General features: G+C 61.5%; 18 protein-coding genes and 1 pseudogene. 4 read left to right on the forward strand and 15 right to left on the reverse strand.

What is annotated here, in order from left to right; all coding sequences use genetic code 11:
- Together HMPREF2792_RS12650 and HMPREF2792_RS07455 are read left to right on the forward strand one after the other, a co-directional pair.
- On the forward strand, positions 1 to 642 hold a 642-nt coding region (locus HMPREF2792_RS12650), incomplete at its 5' end, for an IS3 family transposase (RefSeq protein WP_118781213.1).
- A 19-nt stretch (positions 643 to 661) separates the two neighbouring features.
- Positions 662 to 1,708 carry an ROK family transcriptional regulator gene (locus tag HMPREF2792_RS07455; protein ID WP_070532436.1) on the forward strand — a complete coding sequence of 349 codons (1,047 nt, stop codon included), beginning with the start codon at positions 662 to 664 and terminating at the stop codon, positions 1,706 to 1,708.
- Here the strand turns inward: HMPREF2792_RS07455 and HMPREF2792_RS07460 are convergent.
- From HMPREF2792_RS07460 to HMPREF2792_RS07485, 6 genes are all read right to left on the reverse strand, one after another.
- Complete coding sequence (locus HMPREF2792_RS07460) at positions 1,705 to 1,911, reverse strand: HAD-IA family hydrolase (RefSeq protein ID WP_070524703.1); 207 nt, start codon at positions 1,909 to 1,911, stop codon at positions 1,705 to 1,707. The two genes, HMPREF2792_RS07455 and HMPREF2792_RS07460, sit on opposite strands and share 4 nt — an antisense overlap.
- Before the next feature lie 442 nt (positions 1,912 to 2,353).
- Positions 2,354 to 2,722 carry a hypothetical protein gene (locus HMPREF2792_RS07465; RefSeq protein ID WP_083299238.1) on the reverse strand — a complete coding sequence of 123 codons (369 nt, stop codon included), beginning with the start codon at positions 2,720 to 2,722 and terminating at the stop codon, positions 2,354 to 2,356.
- Positions 2,723 to 2,857: 135 nt separating this feature from the next.
- Positions 2,858 to 3,346 (reverse strand): ferritin, encoded by a 489-nt coding sequence (locus HMPREF2792_RS07470; protein WP_070524707.1) that lies wholly within the window; start codon positions 3,344 to 3,346, stop codon positions 2,858 to 2,860.
- A gap of 228 nt (positions 3,347 to 3,574) precedes the next feature.
- The gene (locus tag HMPREF2792_RS07475) at positions 3,575 to 4,357 is read right to left on the reverse strand and encodes an HtaA domain-containing protein (protein ID WP_083299245.1); all 783 of its coding nucleotides are present in this window, start codon (positions 4,355 to 4,357) and stop codon (positions 3,575 to 3,577) included.
- Positions 4,358 to 4,483: 126 nt separating this feature from the next.
- Entirely contained in the window at positions 4,484 to 5,146 is a 663-nt protein-coding gene (locus HMPREF2792_RS07480) for a biliverdin-producing heme oxygenase (RefSeq protein WP_180963879.1), read from the reverse strand.
- 178 nt (positions 5,147 to 5,324) lie between these two features.
- Complete coding sequence (locus tag HMPREF2792_RS07485; protein WP_070524759.1) at positions 5,325 to 6,734, reverse strand: SulP family inorganic anion transporter; 1,410 nt, start codon at positions 6,732 to 6,734, stop codon at positions 5,325 to 5,327.
- 348 nt (positions 6,735 to 7,082) lie between these two features.
- Between HMPREF2792_RS07485 and HMPREF2792_RS07490 the strand changes: the two genes are divergently transcribed.
- Positions 7,083 to 8,258, forward strand: a complete 1,176-nt coding sequence (locus HMPREF2792_RS07490) for an esterase/lipase family protein (protein ID WP_070524711.1) — start codon at positions 7,083 to 7,085, stop codon at positions 8,256 to 8,258.
- A gap of 15 nt (positions 8,259 to 8,273) precedes the next feature.
- On the opposite strand, the gene HMPREF2792_RS07495 is transcribed toward HMPREF2792_RS07490, so the two are convergent.
- The 5 genes from HMPREF2792_RS07495 to HMPREF2792_RS07515 are packed head-to-tail and all read right to left on the reverse strand — an operon-like array spanning position 8,274 to position 14,163.
- Positions 8,274 to 9,332, reverse strand: coding sequence for an HtaA domain-containing protein (locus HMPREF2792_RS07495; protein ID WP_070524713.1), 1,059 nt, complete (start codon positions 9,330 to 9,332; stop codon positions 8,274 to 8,276).
- 3 nt (positions 9,333 to 9,335) lie between these two features.
- Positions 9,336 to 10,142 carry a heme ABC transporter ATP-binding protein gene (locus tag HMPREF2792_RS07500; protein ID WP_070524714.1) on the reverse strand — a complete coding sequence of 269 codons (807 nt, stop codon included), beginning with the start codon at positions 10,140 to 10,142 and terminating at the stop codon, positions 9,336 to 9,338.
- Positions 10,142 to 11,197: a FecCD family ABC transporter permease gene (locus HMPREF2792_RS07505; RefSeq protein WP_070524716.1), complete on the reverse strand. Its 1,056-nt coding sequence runs from the start codon at positions 11,195 to 11,197 to the stop codon at positions 10,142 to 10,144. Before HMPREF2792_RS07505 ends, HMPREF2792_RS07500 begins: the two co-directional genes overlap by 1 nt.
- Positions 11,178 to 12,236 carry a heme/hemin ABC transporter substrate-binding protein gene (locus HMPREF2792_RS07510; protein ID WP_070532438.1) on the reverse strand — a complete coding sequence of 353 codons (1,059 nt, stop codon included), beginning with the start codon at positions 12,234 to 12,236 and terminating at the stop codon, positions 11,178 to 11,180. Before HMPREF2792_RS07510 ends, HMPREF2792_RS07505 begins: the two co-directional genes overlap by 20 nt.
- Positions 12,237 to 12,279: 43 nt before the next feature.
- Positions 12,280 to 14,163, reverse strand: coding sequence for an HtaA domain-containing protein (locus HMPREF2792_RS07515; RefSeq protein WP_070524721.1), 1,884 nt, complete (start codon positions 14,161 to 14,163; stop codon positions 12,280 to 12,282).
- Positions 14,164 to 14,288: 125 nt separating this feature from the next.
- On the opposite strand from HMPREF2792_RS07515, the gene HMPREF2792_RS07520 reads away from it, so the two are divergent.
- A complete protein-coding gene (locus HMPREF2792_RS07520) occupies positions 14,289 to 14,810 on the forward strand; it encodes a hypothetical protein (protein ID WP_070524723.1) in 522 nt (173 codons plus the stop codon).
- Positions 14,811 to 14,828: 18 nt separating this feature from the next.
- Here the strand turns inward: HMPREF2792_RS07520 and HMPREF2792_RS07525 are convergent.
- The 4 genes and pseudogenes from HMPREF2792_RS07525 to HMPREF2792_RS13295 all read right to left on the reverse strand — a co-directional run.
- Positions 14,829 to 15,239, reverse strand: a pseudogene (locus tag HMPREF2792_RS07525) (Sir2 family NAD-dependent protein deacetylase); the annotation flags it as partial.
- Positions 15,137 to 15,913 carry a type I restriction endonuclease gene (locus tag HMPREF2792_RS07530; protein ID WP_070532440.1) on the reverse strand — a complete coding sequence of 259 codons (777 nt, stop codon included), beginning with the start codon at positions 15,911 to 15,913 and terminating at the stop codon, positions 15,137 to 15,139. The gene HMPREF2792_RS07530 and the pseudogene HMPREF2792_RS07525, both read right to left, overlap by 103 nt.
- 9 nt (positions 15,914 to 15,922) lie before the next feature.
- A complete protein-coding gene (locus tag HMPREF2792_RS13290) occupies positions 15,923 to 16,570 on the reverse strand; it encodes a restriction endonuclease subunit S (RefSeq protein ID WP_227485839.1) in 648 nt (215 codons plus the stop codon).
- 90 nt (positions 16,571 to 16,660) lie between these two features.
- Complete coding sequence (locus tag HMPREF2792_RS13295) at positions 16,661 to 17,149, reverse strand: restriction endonuclease subunit S (protein WP_232748495.1); 489 nt, start codon at positions 17,147 to 17,149, stop codon at positions 16,661 to 16,663.
- Positions 17,150 to 17,156 lie beyond the last annotated feature (7 nt).

The following is a 17,156-nucleotide window of genomic DNA, read 5'->3' on the forward strand; positions in this document are numbered from 1 at the left end:
AAGAAGGTCGCACGCATCATGAAATCCATGGGACTTAAAGGCTTTACCAAGCGCCGCCGATGTGTCACTACCAGGCGCAAGCCTGGCCACCGTGTCATGCCGGACTTAGTAGGACGTACATTCACAGCCAACGAGCCGAACCGCGTTTATCTTGGCGACATTACCTACCCGCCCTGTAAGGGTGGCAAGAACATGTATTTGGCCACAGTCATTGACACGTATTCACGGAAACTTGCAGGTTATGCGATCGCAGACCACATGCGAGTGTCACTGGTCGTCGATGCACTAGCCCACGCGCACGGTGTGCGTGGCAGTCTTGACGGGGCTGTATTCCATTCCGATCACGGCAGTGTGTACACCTCACAAGCCTTTAGGGACCACTGCACCCAGCTTGGTGTTCGCCAATCCATGGGAGCAGTGGGAACGAGTGCCGATAATGCCCTGGCAGAATCATTTAACGCCACCTTAAAGCGTGAAGTCCTGCGTGATCGGAAAGTCTTTGACAATCCCATCGTCTGCCGCCAAGAAGTCTTTCGATGGTGCATGCGCTACAACACGCGCAGACGACATTCCTGGTGCAACCTTCTAGCCCCCGATGACTTCGAAGCACTCACATCAGCTACACTGACCCAAGCAGCATAGCTAACCCCCGACGTGTCCACTGTCCGGGGGTCAGGCCCGTCTCCACCTCGTACGCCTCAATCCCATCATCACGCGCAGCGAGCTCGTGGAGGCCACCGGACTGTCCCAGCCCACCATCACCCGCGCCACCGCCGCTCTCCTCAAGGCCGGCCTCATCCAAGAGCGCACGGACCTCACCCGCTCCCAAGGTCGCGGCCGCCCCACGGTTCCGCTCGAGGCCTCCGATAACGGCTGGCTCCTTTCCGGCATCGCGGTCGGCACCACCTCGACGTATATCGGCCTCTACGACACCCGCGGCCGCATTATCCGCGAAGACAACGTTCCCACCCCGGTCTCGAAGCTCAGCCCCGATGACTTCGTCGAGCACGTCATCGCTGGCGTCAACCGGCTCACCACCGGTGTCGACCGCACACTCGTTTCCGTCGGCGTGACCACCTCCGGCTCCGTCGACGAAGAAGGCAAGGTCCACGCGGCCAACCTCGGCTGGGACGGCATGGATATCGCAGGACGCCTCGACTTCCAGTTCGGCGTCCCCGTCACTGTCACCCCGGCCGTGCCCGCCATCCTCGCTTCGGAGACGCAGGCCGCTCCTCTCGGCGACGAAGCCCGCACGCTCGTCCTCTTCGCGGATGACTCGATTGGCGCCGCCCTGTCCGATGAGGACGGCGTTGCCTCCATCGAGCTCCCACAGTTCGACGGCGCCGACCCACGCGACACCCTCGTCAACGCCGCGCTTGCGCCCCGTCTCGCTGAGGCTGCCGATGCCCCCTCGGTCCTTGCCCAGCGCGCCTCCGACCTCGGCCGCCTTACGGCCCAGCTTATCGATGCCCACCGCCCCGACACCGTGGTCATCGCCGGCTCCGCCTTCTACGACGTGCCCACCGCGCCGAAGCTCTTTGCCTCGGCCGCACGCGGCGAGCTCGACCCCGATCTCGCGTCCGCGACGGAGCTGCGCATGATCCCCAACCACAAGGAGATCGTCCGCTCCATCGCCCGCGCCGTCGCGCTCGACCCGCTCCTGCGCACGCCGCTTGAGCTGAACACCGCGAAGGTGCGCGCCGCCTAGGCCAGCCCGCACTCCGCACGCAGTTCGGCAAGGTTGCCGTCGTAGAGATACCCGCGCAGCCCTGCCGCCCGTGCTGCGTCGACGTTGCCCTGGGTGTCATCAATAAAGAGTGTGTCTTTCGCACTCGCACCCAACGCGTCCATCGCCACGTCGAAGGCCCGCTTGTCGGGCTTGACCACGCCAATCTCGCCACTGAGCACCACGGCGGTGAATTCCTTGAGTCACGAGTCGTTGCGCTCGCGCACCATACGACCGAGTCCCACCGGAATATTGGACAGCACGCCCACCGCATTGCCCGCGCCAAGCAACTCCTGGGCGACCCCACGACGTCGAGGTCCGGCGCCGTACACGGCTCGAAGTCCTGAGCGACGGCCTCAGAGATATCGAAGTCCGGAAGGCCTAGGCGCACCTGCATCTGGCGCCACCAGCGTTCGTCGCTCACCACGCCCGCGTCATAGGCCGGGCGCAATTCGTTATACGCCGTCCAAAAAGCGGCCGGATCCTCGGCACCGACGAGACGTAGCAGCGCCTCCTTCGGCTCCGGTGGGCGATGACGGAGCAAGACTCCGTAGAAATCGAAAAGATACGTCGACATACATCCAGACTACGGAAAGCCGCGCAGACTCGTCCCAAAACGACAGAGTTCTAGAAACGGAACAAGCGTCCGGGCAGCCCCGTGGGCACGAGCAGCACCGCCACGGCACCCAGCGCCGCGCCTCCTGCATACAGCGGCACAATGGCGTCCGGAATGATGCCGAGCGGCGTGAAGATCACCAAGCCCACGGCGGCAAGCACGAGCGCGCCGCCGACTGACGCAATGGACTTCTGCGGCAGGCTCACCGCGATGAGCGCAGCAAAAAGAAAGAGACCCGCCCCCGCGAAGGGCCCCAGCATGAGTGCCGCACCAAGCAGAAAAGTGCCGAGCGCAACGTGCGTACTGCTCAACGCCATGCCGACGCCCAAGGCGACGGCGAGCGCGAGGAGCACGACCACGGTCCAGGTTTTCTGCTTCATAGACATATAAAACGCAGTCTCCCACCAACCATGGGGTTGGTGGGAGATATTAGGACAATCTTGATGGGTTTGTTACCGCATGGTCACTGTCCCTTGACCTTTGTGTATTAGCTAGGCCTTGATGGCCACGCGTGACTACTTTGCGCGGGAGCCCAGAGTGGCGTCGATGCGCAGGAGGCCGGAGCCATCGTTGCCCACGAGCTTGATCTGGTCAATAATCTCGGTGACGGTGTCCTCTTCCTCAATCTGCTCGTCGAGGAACCAGTTCACGATCTGGCGGGACTCAAGGTCCTTCACCTCATCAGCGGTACGAGCGATCTCGCGGATCTGCTCGGAGACCTTCTGCTCGTGTGCGTAGGCAGCCTCGAAAGCGTCGAGCGGGGTCGCGGCCTTCACAGACGGAACCGGGACATCGGTGAGCTCCACGCGGTAACCGCGTGCGAGGAGGTGGTTGGCAAACTTCTGAGCGTGCTCGCGCTCCTCCGCAGCCTGAGCGTAGAACCAGTCACGCATGCCCGGGAAGGAAAGATCATCCATCTCGTAGGCCAGCTGGGTGTAGATGAGGGCGGCGCCGTGCTCGTTAATAACCTGTGCGTTCAGCAGGCTCTGCAGCTTCTCGTTCATTGAATATCCTTGCCTTTCGGTACCTGTTCAATAGGTAAATTTCTGTCTTTTCCGACGGCTATCCAACGGGTTTCCGGCGGTATAGTCTCCCATAATACAGATATTCAAAAATGCCGCTAGCTAGGTTAGGGTTCCCAAACATGCAGGCCAAAGACAATTTTGGTCACGGTAACCTAAGTTACCGCAACCTGATCAACGCCCGAATCCACACAAACGGAAGCAATCGAACTAGAGTCGGATGCCCGCCCGCTTGAGCGCATCAAGCACCAAAGGCATCCCTGCCACCGCGGTACCCACGAGCGCCACAACGCCCGCAATCACCCCCACGAGGATGCCGATACCCTCGCTCGACGGTTCCTCCGAGCTCAGCGTTCCCAACTGCGCGGAAGCCCGGGCAAGTCCCGTCGACTTATGCCCCTCGACTACCCCGGCGTCCTTGCCATCAGCGAAGTCCAGCACGAGATCAACGTCGCCGCCCTCAAGTATCTGACCTTCCTTATAGCGCAGTAGCGAGCCCTCCAGGCCTGCACCCGCGGTGGCCTGGCGATCCTGCGCGCTCACATCGGTCCCAACCGCGATGGGGGCATCGAGGGTGAACGTGACCAGCACGTCATCATCGCCATCCCTGTCGACCTGCGCGCCCTTATCGCCCGGATCCCCGGACAAAACGTAGTCTCCAACGAGCTCGACCTTCGTGCCTTGCACCTGCAGCTTGAGATCTGAGTAGGTGAGATCGAGGCCGGCCGAGCCGCCCGCGCCCAGGCCTTTGTAGGCCACGATATGCGCCGAACCGTCAAGGACGATGGTGCCGTTGCCGTCCGCATCTAACGTCGTCTCAGCGACGTTGACCGGAAAGAGCAGCTGATTGTCCTTATACGTCGCCCCATCCGTGGTCGTCCAACGGCCAGCTGCCATTGGGCCAGCAAGATGCTCCATAAATGAGGTCTTGATGGGCCAGGCGAATGTACCCGCCGTCAGGTCCTGCGTTGCAGCAGTAGCCGGAACAGCCATTGCAGAGACGATAAGAGCAGATGCGAGAGAAGCAGAAGAGATTTTCTTCACGCGACAGACCTCCAGGTCACTTTAGAAATACAGATAAAACAAGAAGGGGGAAGAGAGGAAATAGTGAACCCGGCGCTACGCTGCGCCCGGATACAGCTTCGCTAGCTCGGCGAAGACTGCCGAGTTACACGCGAAGGCGGCCTGTGCCTCGGCGATGAGAGCGGCACGCTGGGCATCAGAAAGCGCGAGCTCGTCGAGCGCCTTGCGGTACGCGCTGCGGTAGGGCGGAATCTTGCCAATCGCCGCGAAGTTATAGAAATTGAGCGCATCCGGGTCGATACCGTAGAGAGCCCCCAGGCGCGCGGCAATAACCTGCCCACCCGAGATATCGCCAAGGTAGCGCACGTAGTGGTGAGCAACGACCCGGGGCTCCGATCCCGGCGTATCGAGCGATTCCAGGCGCGCGACGTAGCGTGCGGTGGCGGGAAGGATACGCACCTCGTCGCGCCACTGCGGGCCGTACATTTCCGCGAGGTCGAGTTCCAGCGCATCGCGGCGTTCCAACCGGGGGTCGGCCACCGCTCCGGCGATGCGAGTATCCGCTACCGTGCGGACCGCGCGCTCAAGCGCCTCATAGATAAACCACAACTGCCCAGTAAAGGTGGCGAGTGCCTCTGCGCTGAGCTCACCCGCCATCAAGCGGGTCATAAAATCTGAGCCCTCTGCGCTGGCGTGCGCTCGCGCGGTTTCCTCACGCAGCATCTGCGAAAGCGGCGTCGTGGTCATGGCAACGGTCATGGCCAAATTCCTCCTGATTAAGTAACGCTTGCCTAACCTTAATGTGGATAGTCTAAACAAGGCAAGCCTTACATATCAAGACCTATGCCATACTTCATGCCCACAGTGACGCATATTCGACCGAAAGTATGACTAATCGTCGCACCCCCATGCTCAGCGCACATCTCTCCCCCAGGTTTTAGTCCCCCAAATTGCCCGAGAGCCGGTCGAGGCGCTGCTGACTGACCGGATCAAGACCCCGAATATCCACGGTCACGCCGCGCTGCGCGTATTTCTCACGCACCGCATCCAGCGTCGCCACAGTCGAGGCATCCCATACCTGCGCAGCCGACATGTCGATATCGACCTCAGAGACTCCCAGCGTGTAGTCAAAGGAATAGACAAGGTCGTTGGACGAAGCAAAGAAAAGCTGGCCGGTGACGCGGTACGCGGCGCGGGTGGCATCGGAAGCAACGAGCTCGACCTGGGTGAGGTGCGCGACGCGACGCGCGAACGCAATCATGGCCGTGAGCACGCCGGCGATGACGCCGACCGCCAGGTTGTGAGTAACCAATGTCCCCACAACCGTCACGAGCATGACCAGCGTTTCCGACAGCGGCATGCGGTGGATGGTGCGCACCGAGTGCCAATCCACCGTGTCCGCGGCGACGAGGATCATGACGGCGACAAGCGCAGTCATGGGAATCGCACCCACGGTATCGCCCAACACAAGGATGAGAATGAGGAGGAAGATGCCAGCGAGCAGGCTCGACAGGCGCGTGCGAGCACCAGAAGCTTTGACGCCAATCATCGTCTGGCCAATCATCGCACACACGCCCATGCCGCCGATGCTCGCCGCAAGGACGTTGCCAATACCCTGACCGAGGGACTCGCGCGTTTTATCCGAGTGGCTGTCCGTAATGTCGTCGACAAGTTTGGCTGTGAGCAGCGACTCCATGAGGCCGACGAGGGCCACGCCTACCGCGTACGGGCCGATGAGCGTGAGCGTGTCGAGCGTGAGCGGCACGTCAGGGAAAACGAAGCCCGGCAGGCTCGTGGGTAGCTCGCCTTGGTCCGCGACGTCCGGAATGTCCCAGCGGAAGACGACGACGAGCACTGTGATGACGAGGATCGTGATGAGCGGGGCGGGGACGACCTCCGTGAGCCTCGGCCACAGAAGCATGATGACCACACCGAGCGCCACGAGGGGATAGACGATCCACGGGACGTGCATGAGGTGCGGCAGCTGCGCGGTAAACATCATGATGCCCAACGCGTTGACGAAGCCAGTCATAACGGAGCGCGGGATAAAACGCATGAGCTTGGCGACCCCGAGGAAAGCGAGAACGATCTGCAGGACTCCCGCCAGCAGCACCGCCGCGAGGACGTACTGCAGACCGTGGGAGGCAGACAAGGGAGCAATGACCAACGCGACCGAGCCGGCCGCGGCGGAGATCATGGCAGGACGACCACCAGTAAAGGAGATGGAGATTGCCATGATGACGGACGCGAAGAGTCCAACGCGTGGATCCAGCCCCGCCAGGATCGAAAAGCTTAAGACCTCGGGGATAAGCGCGAGGGCGACGGCGAGGCCGCCGAAGACTTCCATGCGCAGGCGCGCGGGGGAAGAAAAGACGTAGCGAAAGCTCGCGAGCACGCCGGTAGGCGCAGGAATTTGGGCTCGTCCCCCAACTACCACTTCCAGAGATAAACGAAGGCCCGTCAGCTGCGCGCTGACGGGCCTTCTCCCCATGACTAATCTTTCGGCACTTACCGTGAGAAGGAAGTGGAGCGCGACCTTCCTAGTAAGCAACCGCCCGTGATTAGGCAAGGCTTAGTTTATAAACCTTTAGTTGGATGGTCAAGGGGGAACGAGAACTTTCTCCCGCGATCCCGCGAAATATCACCGTTACCACTAATAATTCCGAAAAATTAATGTATCGCGGCACGAAATAGGATGAGAGTTATGGCAACAGATTCGTTCAAAGAACCGCTCAAAGAACTCGAAACCCTCATCTCCGAGGGACTCGGGCGGTTCTGGCGTTCAGACCCGACTCCCCCTTCCGTCAGCTACGACGCCACCGAAGGCCTGCCGGAGACACCGGCGGCGGAACAAGTTTCAGACTCTCCGCGCCACGGCATTACCACCCCTGCGCCCGCTAACGCCTTGCGCGAGGAAGTGGCCGACGAAATCGCCGAGCTATTGCGTGCCGAGCGCCGCAGCTTCTTCGACCTCGACTTTCGCCATCCACGCGGGTCCGCAGGCGACGACCACGAGGCAGAGACCGCGGCACGCCTGGCATCGCTACCGCTCGGCGCACGCCTGAAGCCACGCGGCGTTTTCGAAGACGACTGGGCAGCGCGCCCGGATGAAGACCACCCATGGCCCATCATTCTCATCCACGGGACGACGGATACGAAAGGCGTATGGCAGCTGCTCGGCTCCGAGCTGCGCGAGGACGGCTGGACCGTGTTCGCACCGGACTATGGCGCCCGCGCCACCGGCCCCATCGCCGCCTCCGCCGATCAGGTCGGCGCGTATATCGACGCGGTCCAAGCCGTCACCGGCGCGGAACAGGTCGTGCTCATCGGACACTCTCAAGTCGGTATCGTCGCCCGCTACTGGATGCATAACCACGATGCGGTGGACCGCGTGCGCCACATCATCTGCCTGTCGGCGCCCAACCACGGCACCACCCAAGGTGGAATCGTCAGCTCGTTGATTTCCAGCCGCCGCCAAGAACACGTCATGCGCTCCATCATCGACGCTTACTTCGGCCCAGCCGGCATGGAACAAATCGTGGGCAGCGCGACGCTGGAGGAGCTCAACCGCAACGGTGACCTGGCCCCCGGTGTGAGCTACACGTGCGTGGCCACTAAGCAAGACTCCATCGTCGTGCCGCCGGAAACCTGTTTCTTGGATCCCGGCGACACTCCCGACGGAACGGTGCGCAATGTCTATGTGCAAGACGTCGACAAACGCGCCGTCGTCTCACACATGGATATGCCCATGGACAAGCGCGTGCGCGCCATCGTGCGCACGGTGCTCAAACAGCTCTCCCCCACCCTGGACAATCCTCACGACGCCCAAAGCCACGCCCTTGCCAACGCGGGTCACGCCGACTCGGAATAGACCCGTGCAGGTTCGCTAACGCAGGCGCGCCAGCAGGGGATTAAGAACGCCGGACTGCACGATGGCGCCGCCGATGACCGCAAACATGCCGCCCAGAGCGGTCAGCGCCAACACGATATTCCACACGTTGGAAAAAGAAGAGCCTTCTTCGCCCTTGTTATCCGTGCCGCCTTGGTTCTGATCCCGCCCCTTTTCCGGCTTCTTCTCTGGGTCCTTCTCAGGAGTCTTTCCTTGGTCTCCTGCCTGGTCCTTGCCCTGCTCGTCGCGGCCCGGCTCGTCCTGCTCCCCTGGGGTGGTCTCGGTGCCCTCATCGGCAGGACCCACACACTCGGACGCGGTCTTCAAGGTCACCTGTGCATCATCAAGTTCCGGCTTGTAGCTCTCGTTGTACATGCCCATGAAGATCACGTCGATACCCTCGATGTGCTGGATCTTCGACTCGCGATCGTAGTAGGTACCCGCCTTCGGCTTGTACGTCACGTCGGTCGCATTCAGCGTGAGCATATCGCCGTCCTTCGACCATGCGGCATTGCCCTCAGCGAAGGTATCCGTGCCCGACTTCTTGTTTTCTTCCGTGCGGTCCTCCGGGGTGTATTCCGTCATGCCCTTGCCCGGCACGTAGTAGCCCTCGTAGGACGTGCCCGCCTTTGCCTGCCCTGCCTCCGTGAGGACATAAGGCGAGAGCATCTTGGTGTACAGCGCACCGTGGTGGCCCTCAAACTCCAGCGTCGAATCCTTGGTTCGAATATCGGCTTTCGTGACGGTGCCGTCTTCGCCCAGGCTCACCGAGGACGCAGAAGGATCCACCTCGAAGTGGAACTGAAAGTCTGCTCCGCCTTTGTTACCCTCGTCCTGCGTTACCGCGCCGGACGTGGTCCACCCACCCCTCGCGATGGGGCCGGTGATGTAGTTGCGGAAAGATTCCTTGATGCCCCAATTCACAGTTCCGGAGACAATGCGGGTCTCCAGGGTCTGGCCAGGGGCGCAGGTGGGGGCATCGGCAGCAAAGGCTGCCGGAACGGTCAGCGCCGAGGCGGTCAGCGCCAGCGCGAGAGAAGAAGAGACAATACGCATGAGTTAAGACTCCTTAAGTAGATCGACAAAAGACTGCTCGGGATCGGCGACCTGACATCGCGCGGGATGGACTGAGATGTGGCCGTCTGCCTTGCTCACCTGGATGGGCCAGCGATAGACCTGCGACAAAATCTCGTCGGTGTAGACCTCGCGCACCGGGCCGGCGGCGGCAACTGCCCCGTCTGCTAGGCACACGATGTGATCGCAATAGGCCGCAGCGGCGCCCAAATCGTGGAGTACCACCAGCACCGCCACTCCAGCCTGCGCCGCGATCGAGCGCACCAATCCCAAGACTTGTTCTTGGTGGCGGATGTCCAGCGCCGCAGTCGGCTCATCGAGAAGAATCACCGGGGTCTGCTGCGCCAGTACACGGGCCAACGCCACACGCGCACGCTCCCCGCCAGAGAGCGTGGCAATATCGCGGCCGGCCAAGTGCGTCGCATCCACCGCCGCAAGCGCTGCGTCGATGATCGCGTCGTCCTCGGCCTGCCTGGCGGTGCCCTCCCAAGGGCGCCGGCCCATGGCCACTACATCACGCACGAGAAACTGGAAGGACACAGTAACGTCCTGCAGCATCACCGCACGCGCACGGGCCAACGCCCCTGGGGAGGACACCGCCGGATCCTGCCCCACGAGGGAAACGGAACCGGTGTAATCAATATCGCCGGCGATGGCCGCCAGCAGCGTGGACTTGCCCGCACCATTCGGGCCGATGAGGCCGGTGACCTCCCCTGGGCGGGCGACAAAGGAGACATCGGAAAGCAGGTTCCGCTCGCCGATCGAAACGGAAAGATTCGCAACGTTAATCATCAATGCATTCCCTTCTTCATCATCCGGCGCAACAGCACGAAGAAGGTGGGGCCACCCACGAGCGCGGTAAAGATACCGATGGGAAGGTCGGCGAAAGGAATGAGCGTGCGCGCAGCGACGTCGGCAAAGCCAATGAGTACGGCGCCCGCCACCGCAGAGGCCGGCAGCAAGACCCTGTTTTCTGGGCCGATGATCGTACGCAGCAGGTGCGGCACGATAAGGCCGACGAACCCAATAAGTCCGGCGAAAGCAACTGCGCCGGCGGTAAGGATCGCCGAGGCAGCGATGGCGATAATGCGCAGTCGCTTGACGTCGACGCCAGTGTGTTCCGCGGCGCGCTCGCCCAGCGCGAGCACATCTAGCTGGCGGCCAAGACGCAGCGCAATGGCCATCCCGAGGAGGGCGATGGGGAGGCCCACCCACACGTGTTTCCACTGGGAACCGTTGAGCGAACCCATTTGCCAAAAGATGATTTGCTCGCGGTTCGCGGTAGGCGCCAGGTACATCATGAAGGAGATGATGGCGTTGCACACCGCGTTGATAGCAATGCCGGTCAGGATCAGATTGACCACCGCCACACGCCCTCGTGAGCGCGCCAACTGGTAGATCAGCGCGGTAACCAGCAGCGCCGTAGCAAACGCCGCGAGCGGCACCGTGAAGGTACCCAGGACGGAGATATTAAAGACGATTACCACGGCCGCGCCTACACCGGCACCGGAGGTCACGCCCACGATGGAGGGCTCAGCCAGCGGGTTGGCGAACACGGCCTGCATGAGCGTGCCCGCCACTCCCAAGCACGCGCCGACCAAGAAACCGAGCAGAATGCGCGGCAGGCGGATCTGCCACACGACGTTGGCCGTCAAGCCACCGCCAGGGCCCGCGGCCATAATCTGCACCAAGTCACCCAGCGCGACGTAGTACTGCCCCAGCGCAAGCGACAGGATGAAGGCGACACCAAGCAGCACCCCAAGCGATACGAATACACCAACCCGCAGGCGGGAGCGCCGAGCGAAAACCTCCGTGGGGGCCGCCGGTTTAAGCATTGTCTGGGTCATAGATTGCCTGCGCAAGTTTGAGAAGGGTCTGTCCGGTCAAGGGCCCGAAGGCGAGCGATTGCCCGTCTGGGATGGTCACGATCCGCTGCTTTTGGCCCGCGGTGGTTTGTGCAATGCCGGGGCGCTCGAGGAGGCCTTCGACGCCGCCGGTCGACTCCAGGCCGCCCGTCATCATGATGATGACCTCAGGGTTAATCTTTGCCAAAGATTCGGCGTTGGCAGGTTCGGCGTAAGAGAGGTGGTATTCGGTGCCGAGGTCTACGCCGCCCACACCCTCAATGAGGTCCTTGGCACCCGTGCCTTCTCCCATGATGAAGAAGATGCCGCCGTTGCCGCGCGCGTAGAGGAACGCCATGCGCATTGGCTCCTCCGGCACGATGTCTGCGATGGCCGCCTTATCTTTTTCGATTTCTTCGACGGAGCGGTTGGCCAGCGTTTCGCCTTCGTCTGGCAGACCCACGACCGCGGCCAGGTTTGTGATGTCCTCGGCCACCGAGTCAATGGTGCGTTTCGGCTCCATGACCACGGTGGTCACCCCTGCGGCGCGAATCTGGTCGATGGCGTCGCGTGGGCCGATCGAATGATCGACGATGACCAGCGTGGGCCGGAGTTCGAGCACGGCTTCCACGTTGATGTTGTGTCCGCCCTGGGTCACGACGGGGCGATCGGCGATAGCGTTTTCCGTCGACGACACCGTGCGACCCACGATATTGTCCGTAAGCCCTAGGCCCTCGAGGGTTTTCGTATACGTACCGTAGAGATCCAATGCCACGATTCGGGACACATCCGTAACGGAGACGTCGTAGCCGTCAGCATCCGTGAGCTCTACCGGCAGCGCGGGAGTAGGCGACTCCGCCACCGCGACGACATCCTCGAAGTCCGTCACATTCGACACACCCGTAAACGAGCGCGGGTCTTTGGCCGACTGCGCGTCTGGGAGGGCGTCGCGCAGCTGCGCGTCTTGAGATTCATAGGCGCCTTGGACGCCGCACCCTGTGAGGGCGAAGACACACGCCAACGCCACCAAAAGTCGTTTCATGCGAAACGTATCCTTTCTCAAGTCTTGGGTAACAAGGGGTGCGCTACGCCGGGTTGCGCAGGACGACGGAGCCCATGGAACCGCCGGCGATGGCGAGGCCTGCGATAAGCAGCAGGAGCCACGTGCTCGCCTCCGGCGAGGAGCCCGCGGCCGCGGCCTTCTTGATCTGGAAGTTGCCGCTGCCGTCTTCATAACCAGACGTGCTCGTGCCGGCCGCGGCCTGCGGGCCGTCTCCCGCAGAGCTTTCCGATGCCGCCCGCTTTGCCGCCGCAGCGCTCTGACCGCCGGAGGTCGTCGCCGCACCAGTGTGTGCCGTAGTTCCGCTCGCCCCGGCGCAGTCCCCGGATCCGCCAAGTTGTGCATGCAACGAAAGCGGATCAAGGGTCGTGCCCGGCTCATAGAAATTCGCGAACGCATCATTGCCCGCTGCGGTCAGCGTGACGGTGGCTTCGCCGTCGACGGCGGAGTCACTCACGTCGAGCAGGCTAAACGACACGTCTCCGAGCACCGTGCGTCCAAAGTCCTTGCGCTCGCCCTCCATGTTGGAGGAACGCACGTCGGCGATGAGTTGACCGCTCGTCCCGTTGAACCGGACTTCCAGGTTCGCGATATTGAGATCGAGGACTCCGTTGTGGCCGGTAAAATGCATAGCGCCGCCGTAGCGGATGGAACCTGACTGCGCCGCAGTATCCACATCTCCGCCGGTGCCCGTGAACTGGAAACGCGAGTTGTCGTACCCTACGCCGTCGAGCGTCCAGGCGCCCTTGGCGATGGAGCCGGTGATATACGACTGGAAGGACTTCTTGACACCCCACTCGGCGGTCGCAGCCTGCACGCCCGTGGCTACGCAGGTTTCTGACTGCCCATCACTAGCCGCGGACCCGGGGTCCTGTGGCCGCGCGGTTCTTGTGGTTCCAGTAGCACCAGTAGTGCCGGAAGTACCCGAAGTACTGCCCGAAGTACTACCCGAAGTGCTCGAAGTACTACCCGAAGCACCCGAAGGGCTCGCGGTGCCCGAAGTGTTGGCTCCCGACGCGCCTGAACCACTCGTGGTGCTAGTGGTAGTGCTGGTGGTCGTGCCCGTGGCGGCTTCCGTGCGAGAACGGAAGGATTCTAGCTGGTCTAGGAAGGACTCCGTGTTGCCCATGAAGGTGGTCAGGCCATTCATGGTGTCGTTCGTTTCCTTCAGAATCGCCATGGCTTCTGCATTGCGACCAGTAAACGTGCCCGAGATTGTCCCCAAGGACTTCGAACCGCTGCCTGAACCGCCAGAGGACCCGCCGCAGCTGCCATCCGTGGCCACGGTCCCTGACGAGGGGTCCATCGACTGTCCCGACTCATAGGCAATGAAGAGTTTGTGTCCTTCGTCGGTGAGCGTGACGTCGCCGGAAAGGTCGAGCGTGTGCGCGGACGCGTCGACGGGTTGATCTAGATCGATCCCCGCGATGACCACGTTATCGCCGGTAATCTGCGGGCCGCGTGCGGACTTATCCACCATGTCAGATTCATAAGAGACGTAATCCACCACGATCGCCGCCCGGTTGCCGGAGGCCTGAATCTGCCAGTCTGTCAGCGTCATATCCAACAGATCGTCGCCGCCGTAGTTGTGTCCAGTGAAGTGGATGACGCCGCCGAAGGGGACGGTGACGGTATCGCCGTTTACGGAAGCCTTGCCCGGAGTGAAGGTAAAAGCACCGTCTGCGCCGGTTTCGGAACCGGTAAAACCAATGCCGTCCGTTTCCCACTGGCCCTTGGCGACTTGGCCTTGGATATAGCTTCGGTAGGACTGCTTAATGCCCCAATTCCAGGAGCAAGTGCCGGCAGCCGAGGCGACAGGAGCGTTGAGCGCGACCGAAGGGAGTGCGATGAGAGTACTGGCAGCAAGAGTGCCCAATATTCGACGGAGAATCACGGAGAGAGTCCTCATGAAGTATTGATGCGATGAACAAAAAGAATCAGAAGTTAGGCTACACATACCTAAGCAGTTTTGTATAGGCTATACTAACCTAGATTAGGTAAGCAACCCCCAACAAAGGACACCCTCATTCGGTCATGACATCGTCGTCTACCAGCGCCTTCAAAAATCTGTATCCCGACGTAGACCCCACGCGTGGGCTACCTCTCAGCGTCTCCGAGCGCCTTGCGCTGTCTCTCGCGCTCGCGATTGCAGCTTATGGAGCCGTCACCGCAGACATGCTCGTTGCAGGCGCCGGCGTGGCCTTCACCCTCATCGCCTCGGTGCTGCAACAGCACAAGACCGCGCGTCGGATTCGCTCCGAAGCGCGCACTCGCTTCCCCGGCGAAGACTGGGCCGAATACCGCGCCACGCGGCGGCTCAACCTCGGCGTCCTAGTCCCCTTGTGGGTCTGCATCATCATCGCCTTGTGCGCGGCCGGATACTGGTTCGTGCCGCTCGAATATGCAACTCCCGCCGCCATCGTCATCGCGGTTCTCGTTGCCCTGCTCGCCTGGTTCATGCCAGGCATCAGCCCCCTGTGGCGAGGCAAGCAGACCGATCCCCCGGCACCAGAGAAAAACACCGACACCGCAGTCATGTACTTCGAGAAGCTTTAGGCCTGCCGTACCCCAGCCTTACACATCAAGCAGATCCAGTAGCTCATCAAAAGCCGGCGCTACCTGCGTGCGCCACAGCGTCGTCGCCTTCGGGTCGCCGCGTCCGGGGCCGCCGTTCACCACAGAGACCTCTTTGCCCTGCTTGAGCGCGTCGAGCATGAAGCGATAGCCACTCATCACGGCGAGCGACGAACCGGCGACAAGCAGCGAGCGCGAGTCCGCAAGCAGCGCACGCGCGGCGTCCCGCCGCTCCACCGGAACCGGCTCGCCGAAGTAGACGACGTCCGGCTTGAGCAGCTCCGAACCGCAGCGGACGCACGGCGCCATCACGAACTCGTCGACCGCCTGCTGCGACAGCGCGACGTCGCCGTCCGGGTTAACTTCATCCGCGCGCACGACCCAGCGCTCCAGATAGCCCGGATTCGCGGCTCGTTGTTGAAGTCTGCCCAGTGGAAGAAGTAGTCCGGGTTGAACTTGCCTGCGCCCGGGTTGGCGAAGTAGATCGTCTCTTCTGGGGTCATGGCGACGAAGATTTGCACCAGTGAGAAGATTCCCTGGTAGACGCCCTCGTGGGCGTACTTGGCTATCTGGTTCGTACCTTGGGAGACCGGCACGCCGGAGCGCTTCAGCTCGATGTGGAAGACCGGCATACCGTTAATGAGCAGCATCAAGTCGCCACGTCGGGTGGGCAGCAGCTCATTGGCGGTCTGGAAGCGCGGCTGGACGGCAATCTGGTAGCGCGACTGGCCACCGGCAATCTCTAGGCGATCGTAGATTTTCAGGCTAACCTCAGAGCCGAAGTTGGCGGCCTGCGGTGCATCTCGGGTAATGGTCACGGTGCTACCGTTGATGAACTCGTTGAGCGCCAGCGGCGTACGCAGGTTGTTGACCTGCTCGATGATTTGCGCCATCTCGCCCTCGGTGAGCGGCACGTCGCCAAGCAGGTTACGGCCCCGGTTGTTGGCGTAAAGAATGTTCGCCCAGTTGTCGATGAGCTGCTGCTCTGTCGGGAAGCGCAGCAACTCCTTGCTCCAGCCGTGGCGGGTTAGCAGGTCGATGAGTACCGCCTCGAACTCAGCCTCAGAACGAAATGGTGTGGTCATAGCTGCTCCTTAGATGAACATCCGTTGCAGCAGCGCCGCCTTGGCCTGCTTAAGGGACTCGATGTACTTGGCCTCGGTAGCAATGAGCGTGTCCAGCCGTGTGAACACTGCACCGATGGCCTGTTGTTCTTCAAGGGTGGGTGGAATGGTAGCCGCCGCCTCTGCCAAGTGACGGGCGTTCAGTGACGGCAAAGCACCGCTCTGAGTGAATCGGGTCAGGTCCACCGTCTTGAGGTAGGTATCGGCAAACTGAACATCCCAAGATTTGGTGTCCAAGGAAAACGCCATGAGATTGTTGTCGAGGAGGAATGTATCGGTAGCGAGTCTTTTGCGCCCTAGGAAGACAGCAGCACCAACCTTGGCGAACAGAATCGCAGGTACAGCTGTTACAGGCACCCAGTGATTACGAACAATCTGTTCCTCCGTCACATAGTGGTTGGCGGAGCGCAGTTGCAGCTCATTCCCTGGTGCGGAGAGGTCCGATACCTTGTAGAAAGGTAGGCCTGCTTCCCCGCCTTGTTCACGTTCCGGGAATCCGACGCCTGACTTGAACGAGCCGAGTTCACCCAGTGTTGTCGTCTTCCACTCACCGTCGAAGCCCTCCAGCCGCAACTCCGGCACCGTCTGCCCCTCCTCCTGCGGGAACATCCGTTGCATGAGAGCAGTTTTGGCCTGCTGCAGGGCCTGGTGCTTCTTGGTGTGCTGGTTGATGGCATCGTCGAGGTTGGTGAAGATAGCGCCGATGGCCTACTGTTCTTCGAGAGCGGGCGGGAAATAAACAGCCTGATTGAACAGCTCAGTCTTCGTGATACCTTTGATGGTGCTACCCTGCAGCTGGTCAGCGAGTCCCTCCATACGCCGCTTAACAGTAAGAGCGATGTATTCAGGGTCACCGGAAAGGTCTGATAGCGATACAAAGTCCTGGCTGGTGGCGTAAGGGAACGGCATAAAAGAGACCTTGCCAACGCCAACACGAGTGACGACTGCAACAGAGTCGGCAGGAATCTGCATAGCAGCAGAGCGTGAAATAGCTTCCTCGGTGATGTGCTTACGAGGGGCGACCGGGGCGACCCCCTGCTCCGCAACATCAGAGGATTGAATCCAAGGGATGTCCCCGGACCAGTAGCCCGGTTCATCGCTAGATGGCGTACCGCCACCGTAAGTCCTTTCGCTGAGGTCTCCAATGGCTTTCAATTCCCACTCACCATCGAAGCCCTCCAGGCGCAGTGCGGGCACGTTGTGA

The sequence above is a fragment of the Corynebacterium sp. HMSC068H04 genome, from assembly GCF_001811255.1.
Lineage (GTDB): Bacteria > Actinomycetota > Actinomycetes > Mycobacteriales > Mycobacteriaceae > Corynebacterium > Corynebacterium hesseae.

What these genes read in the sequence shown, in the direction of transcription:
- HMPREF2792_RS07530 (WP_070532440.1), bottom strand. Translation starts at nt 15,913, where the DNA reads ATGACCACACCATTTCGTTCTGAGGCTGAGTTCGAGGCGGTACTCATC.
- HMPREF2792_RS07500 (WP_070524714.1), bottom strand. Translation starts at nt 10,142, where the DNA reads ATGATTAACGTTGCGAATCTTTCCGTTTCGATCGGCGAGCGGAACCTG.
- HMPREF2792_RS07475 (WP_083299245.1), bottom strand. Translation starts at nt 4,357, where the DNA reads ATGGCTGTTCCGGCTACTGCTGCAACGCAGGACCTGACGGCGGGTACA.
- HMPREF2792_RS07495 (WP_070524713.1), bottom strand. Translation starts at nt 9,332, where the DNA reads ATGCGTATTGTCTCTTCTTCTCTCGCGCTGGCGCTGACCGCCTCGGCG.
- HMPREF2792_RS13290 (WP_227485839.1), bottom strand. Translation starts at nt 16,570, where the DNA reads ATGCAACGGATGTTCCCGCAGGAGGAGGGGCAGACGGTGCCGGAGTTG.
- HMPREF2792_RS07485 (WP_070524759.1), bottom strand. Translation starts at nt 6,734, where the DNA reads ATGGAAGTCTTCGGCGGCCTCGCCGTCGCCCTCGCGCTTATCCCCGAG.
- HMPREF2792_RS07465 (WP_083299238.1), bottom strand. Translation starts at nt 2,722, where the DNA reads ATGAAGCAGAAAACCTGGACCGTGGTCGTGCTCCTCGCGCTCGCCGTC.
- HMPREF2792_RS07480 (WP_180963879.1), bottom strand. Translation starts at nt 5,146, where the DNA reads ATGACCGTTGCCATGACCACGACGCCGCTTTCGCAGATGCTGCGTGAG.
- HMPREF2792_RS07490 (WP_070524711.1), top strand. Translation starts at nt 7,083, where the DNA reads ATGAGAGTTATGGCAACAGATTCGTTCAAAGAACCGCTCAAAGAACTC.
- HMPREF2792_RS07505 (WP_070524716.1), bottom strand. Translation starts at nt 11,197, where the DNA reads ATGACCCAGACAATGCTTAAACCGGCGGCCCCCACGGAGGTTTTCGCT.
- HMPREF2792_RS07470 (WP_070524707.1), bottom strand. Translation starts at nt 3,346, where the DNA reads ATGAACGAGAAGCTGCAGAGCCTGCTGAACGCACAGGTTATTAACGAG.
- HMPREF2792_RS07520 (WP_070524723.1), top strand. Translation starts at nt 14,289, where the DNA reads ATGACATCGTCGTCTACCAGCGCCTTCAAAAATCTGTATCCCGACGTA.
- HMPREF2792_RS07515 (WP_070524721.1), bottom strand. Translation starts at nt 14,163, where the DNA reads ATGAGGACTCTCTCCGTGATTCTCCGTCGAATATTGGGCACTCTTGCT.
- HMPREF2792_RS07510 (WP_070532438.1), bottom strand. Translation starts at nt 12,236, where the DNA reads ATGAAACGACTTTTGGTGGCGTTGGCGTGTGTCTTCGCCCTCACAGGG.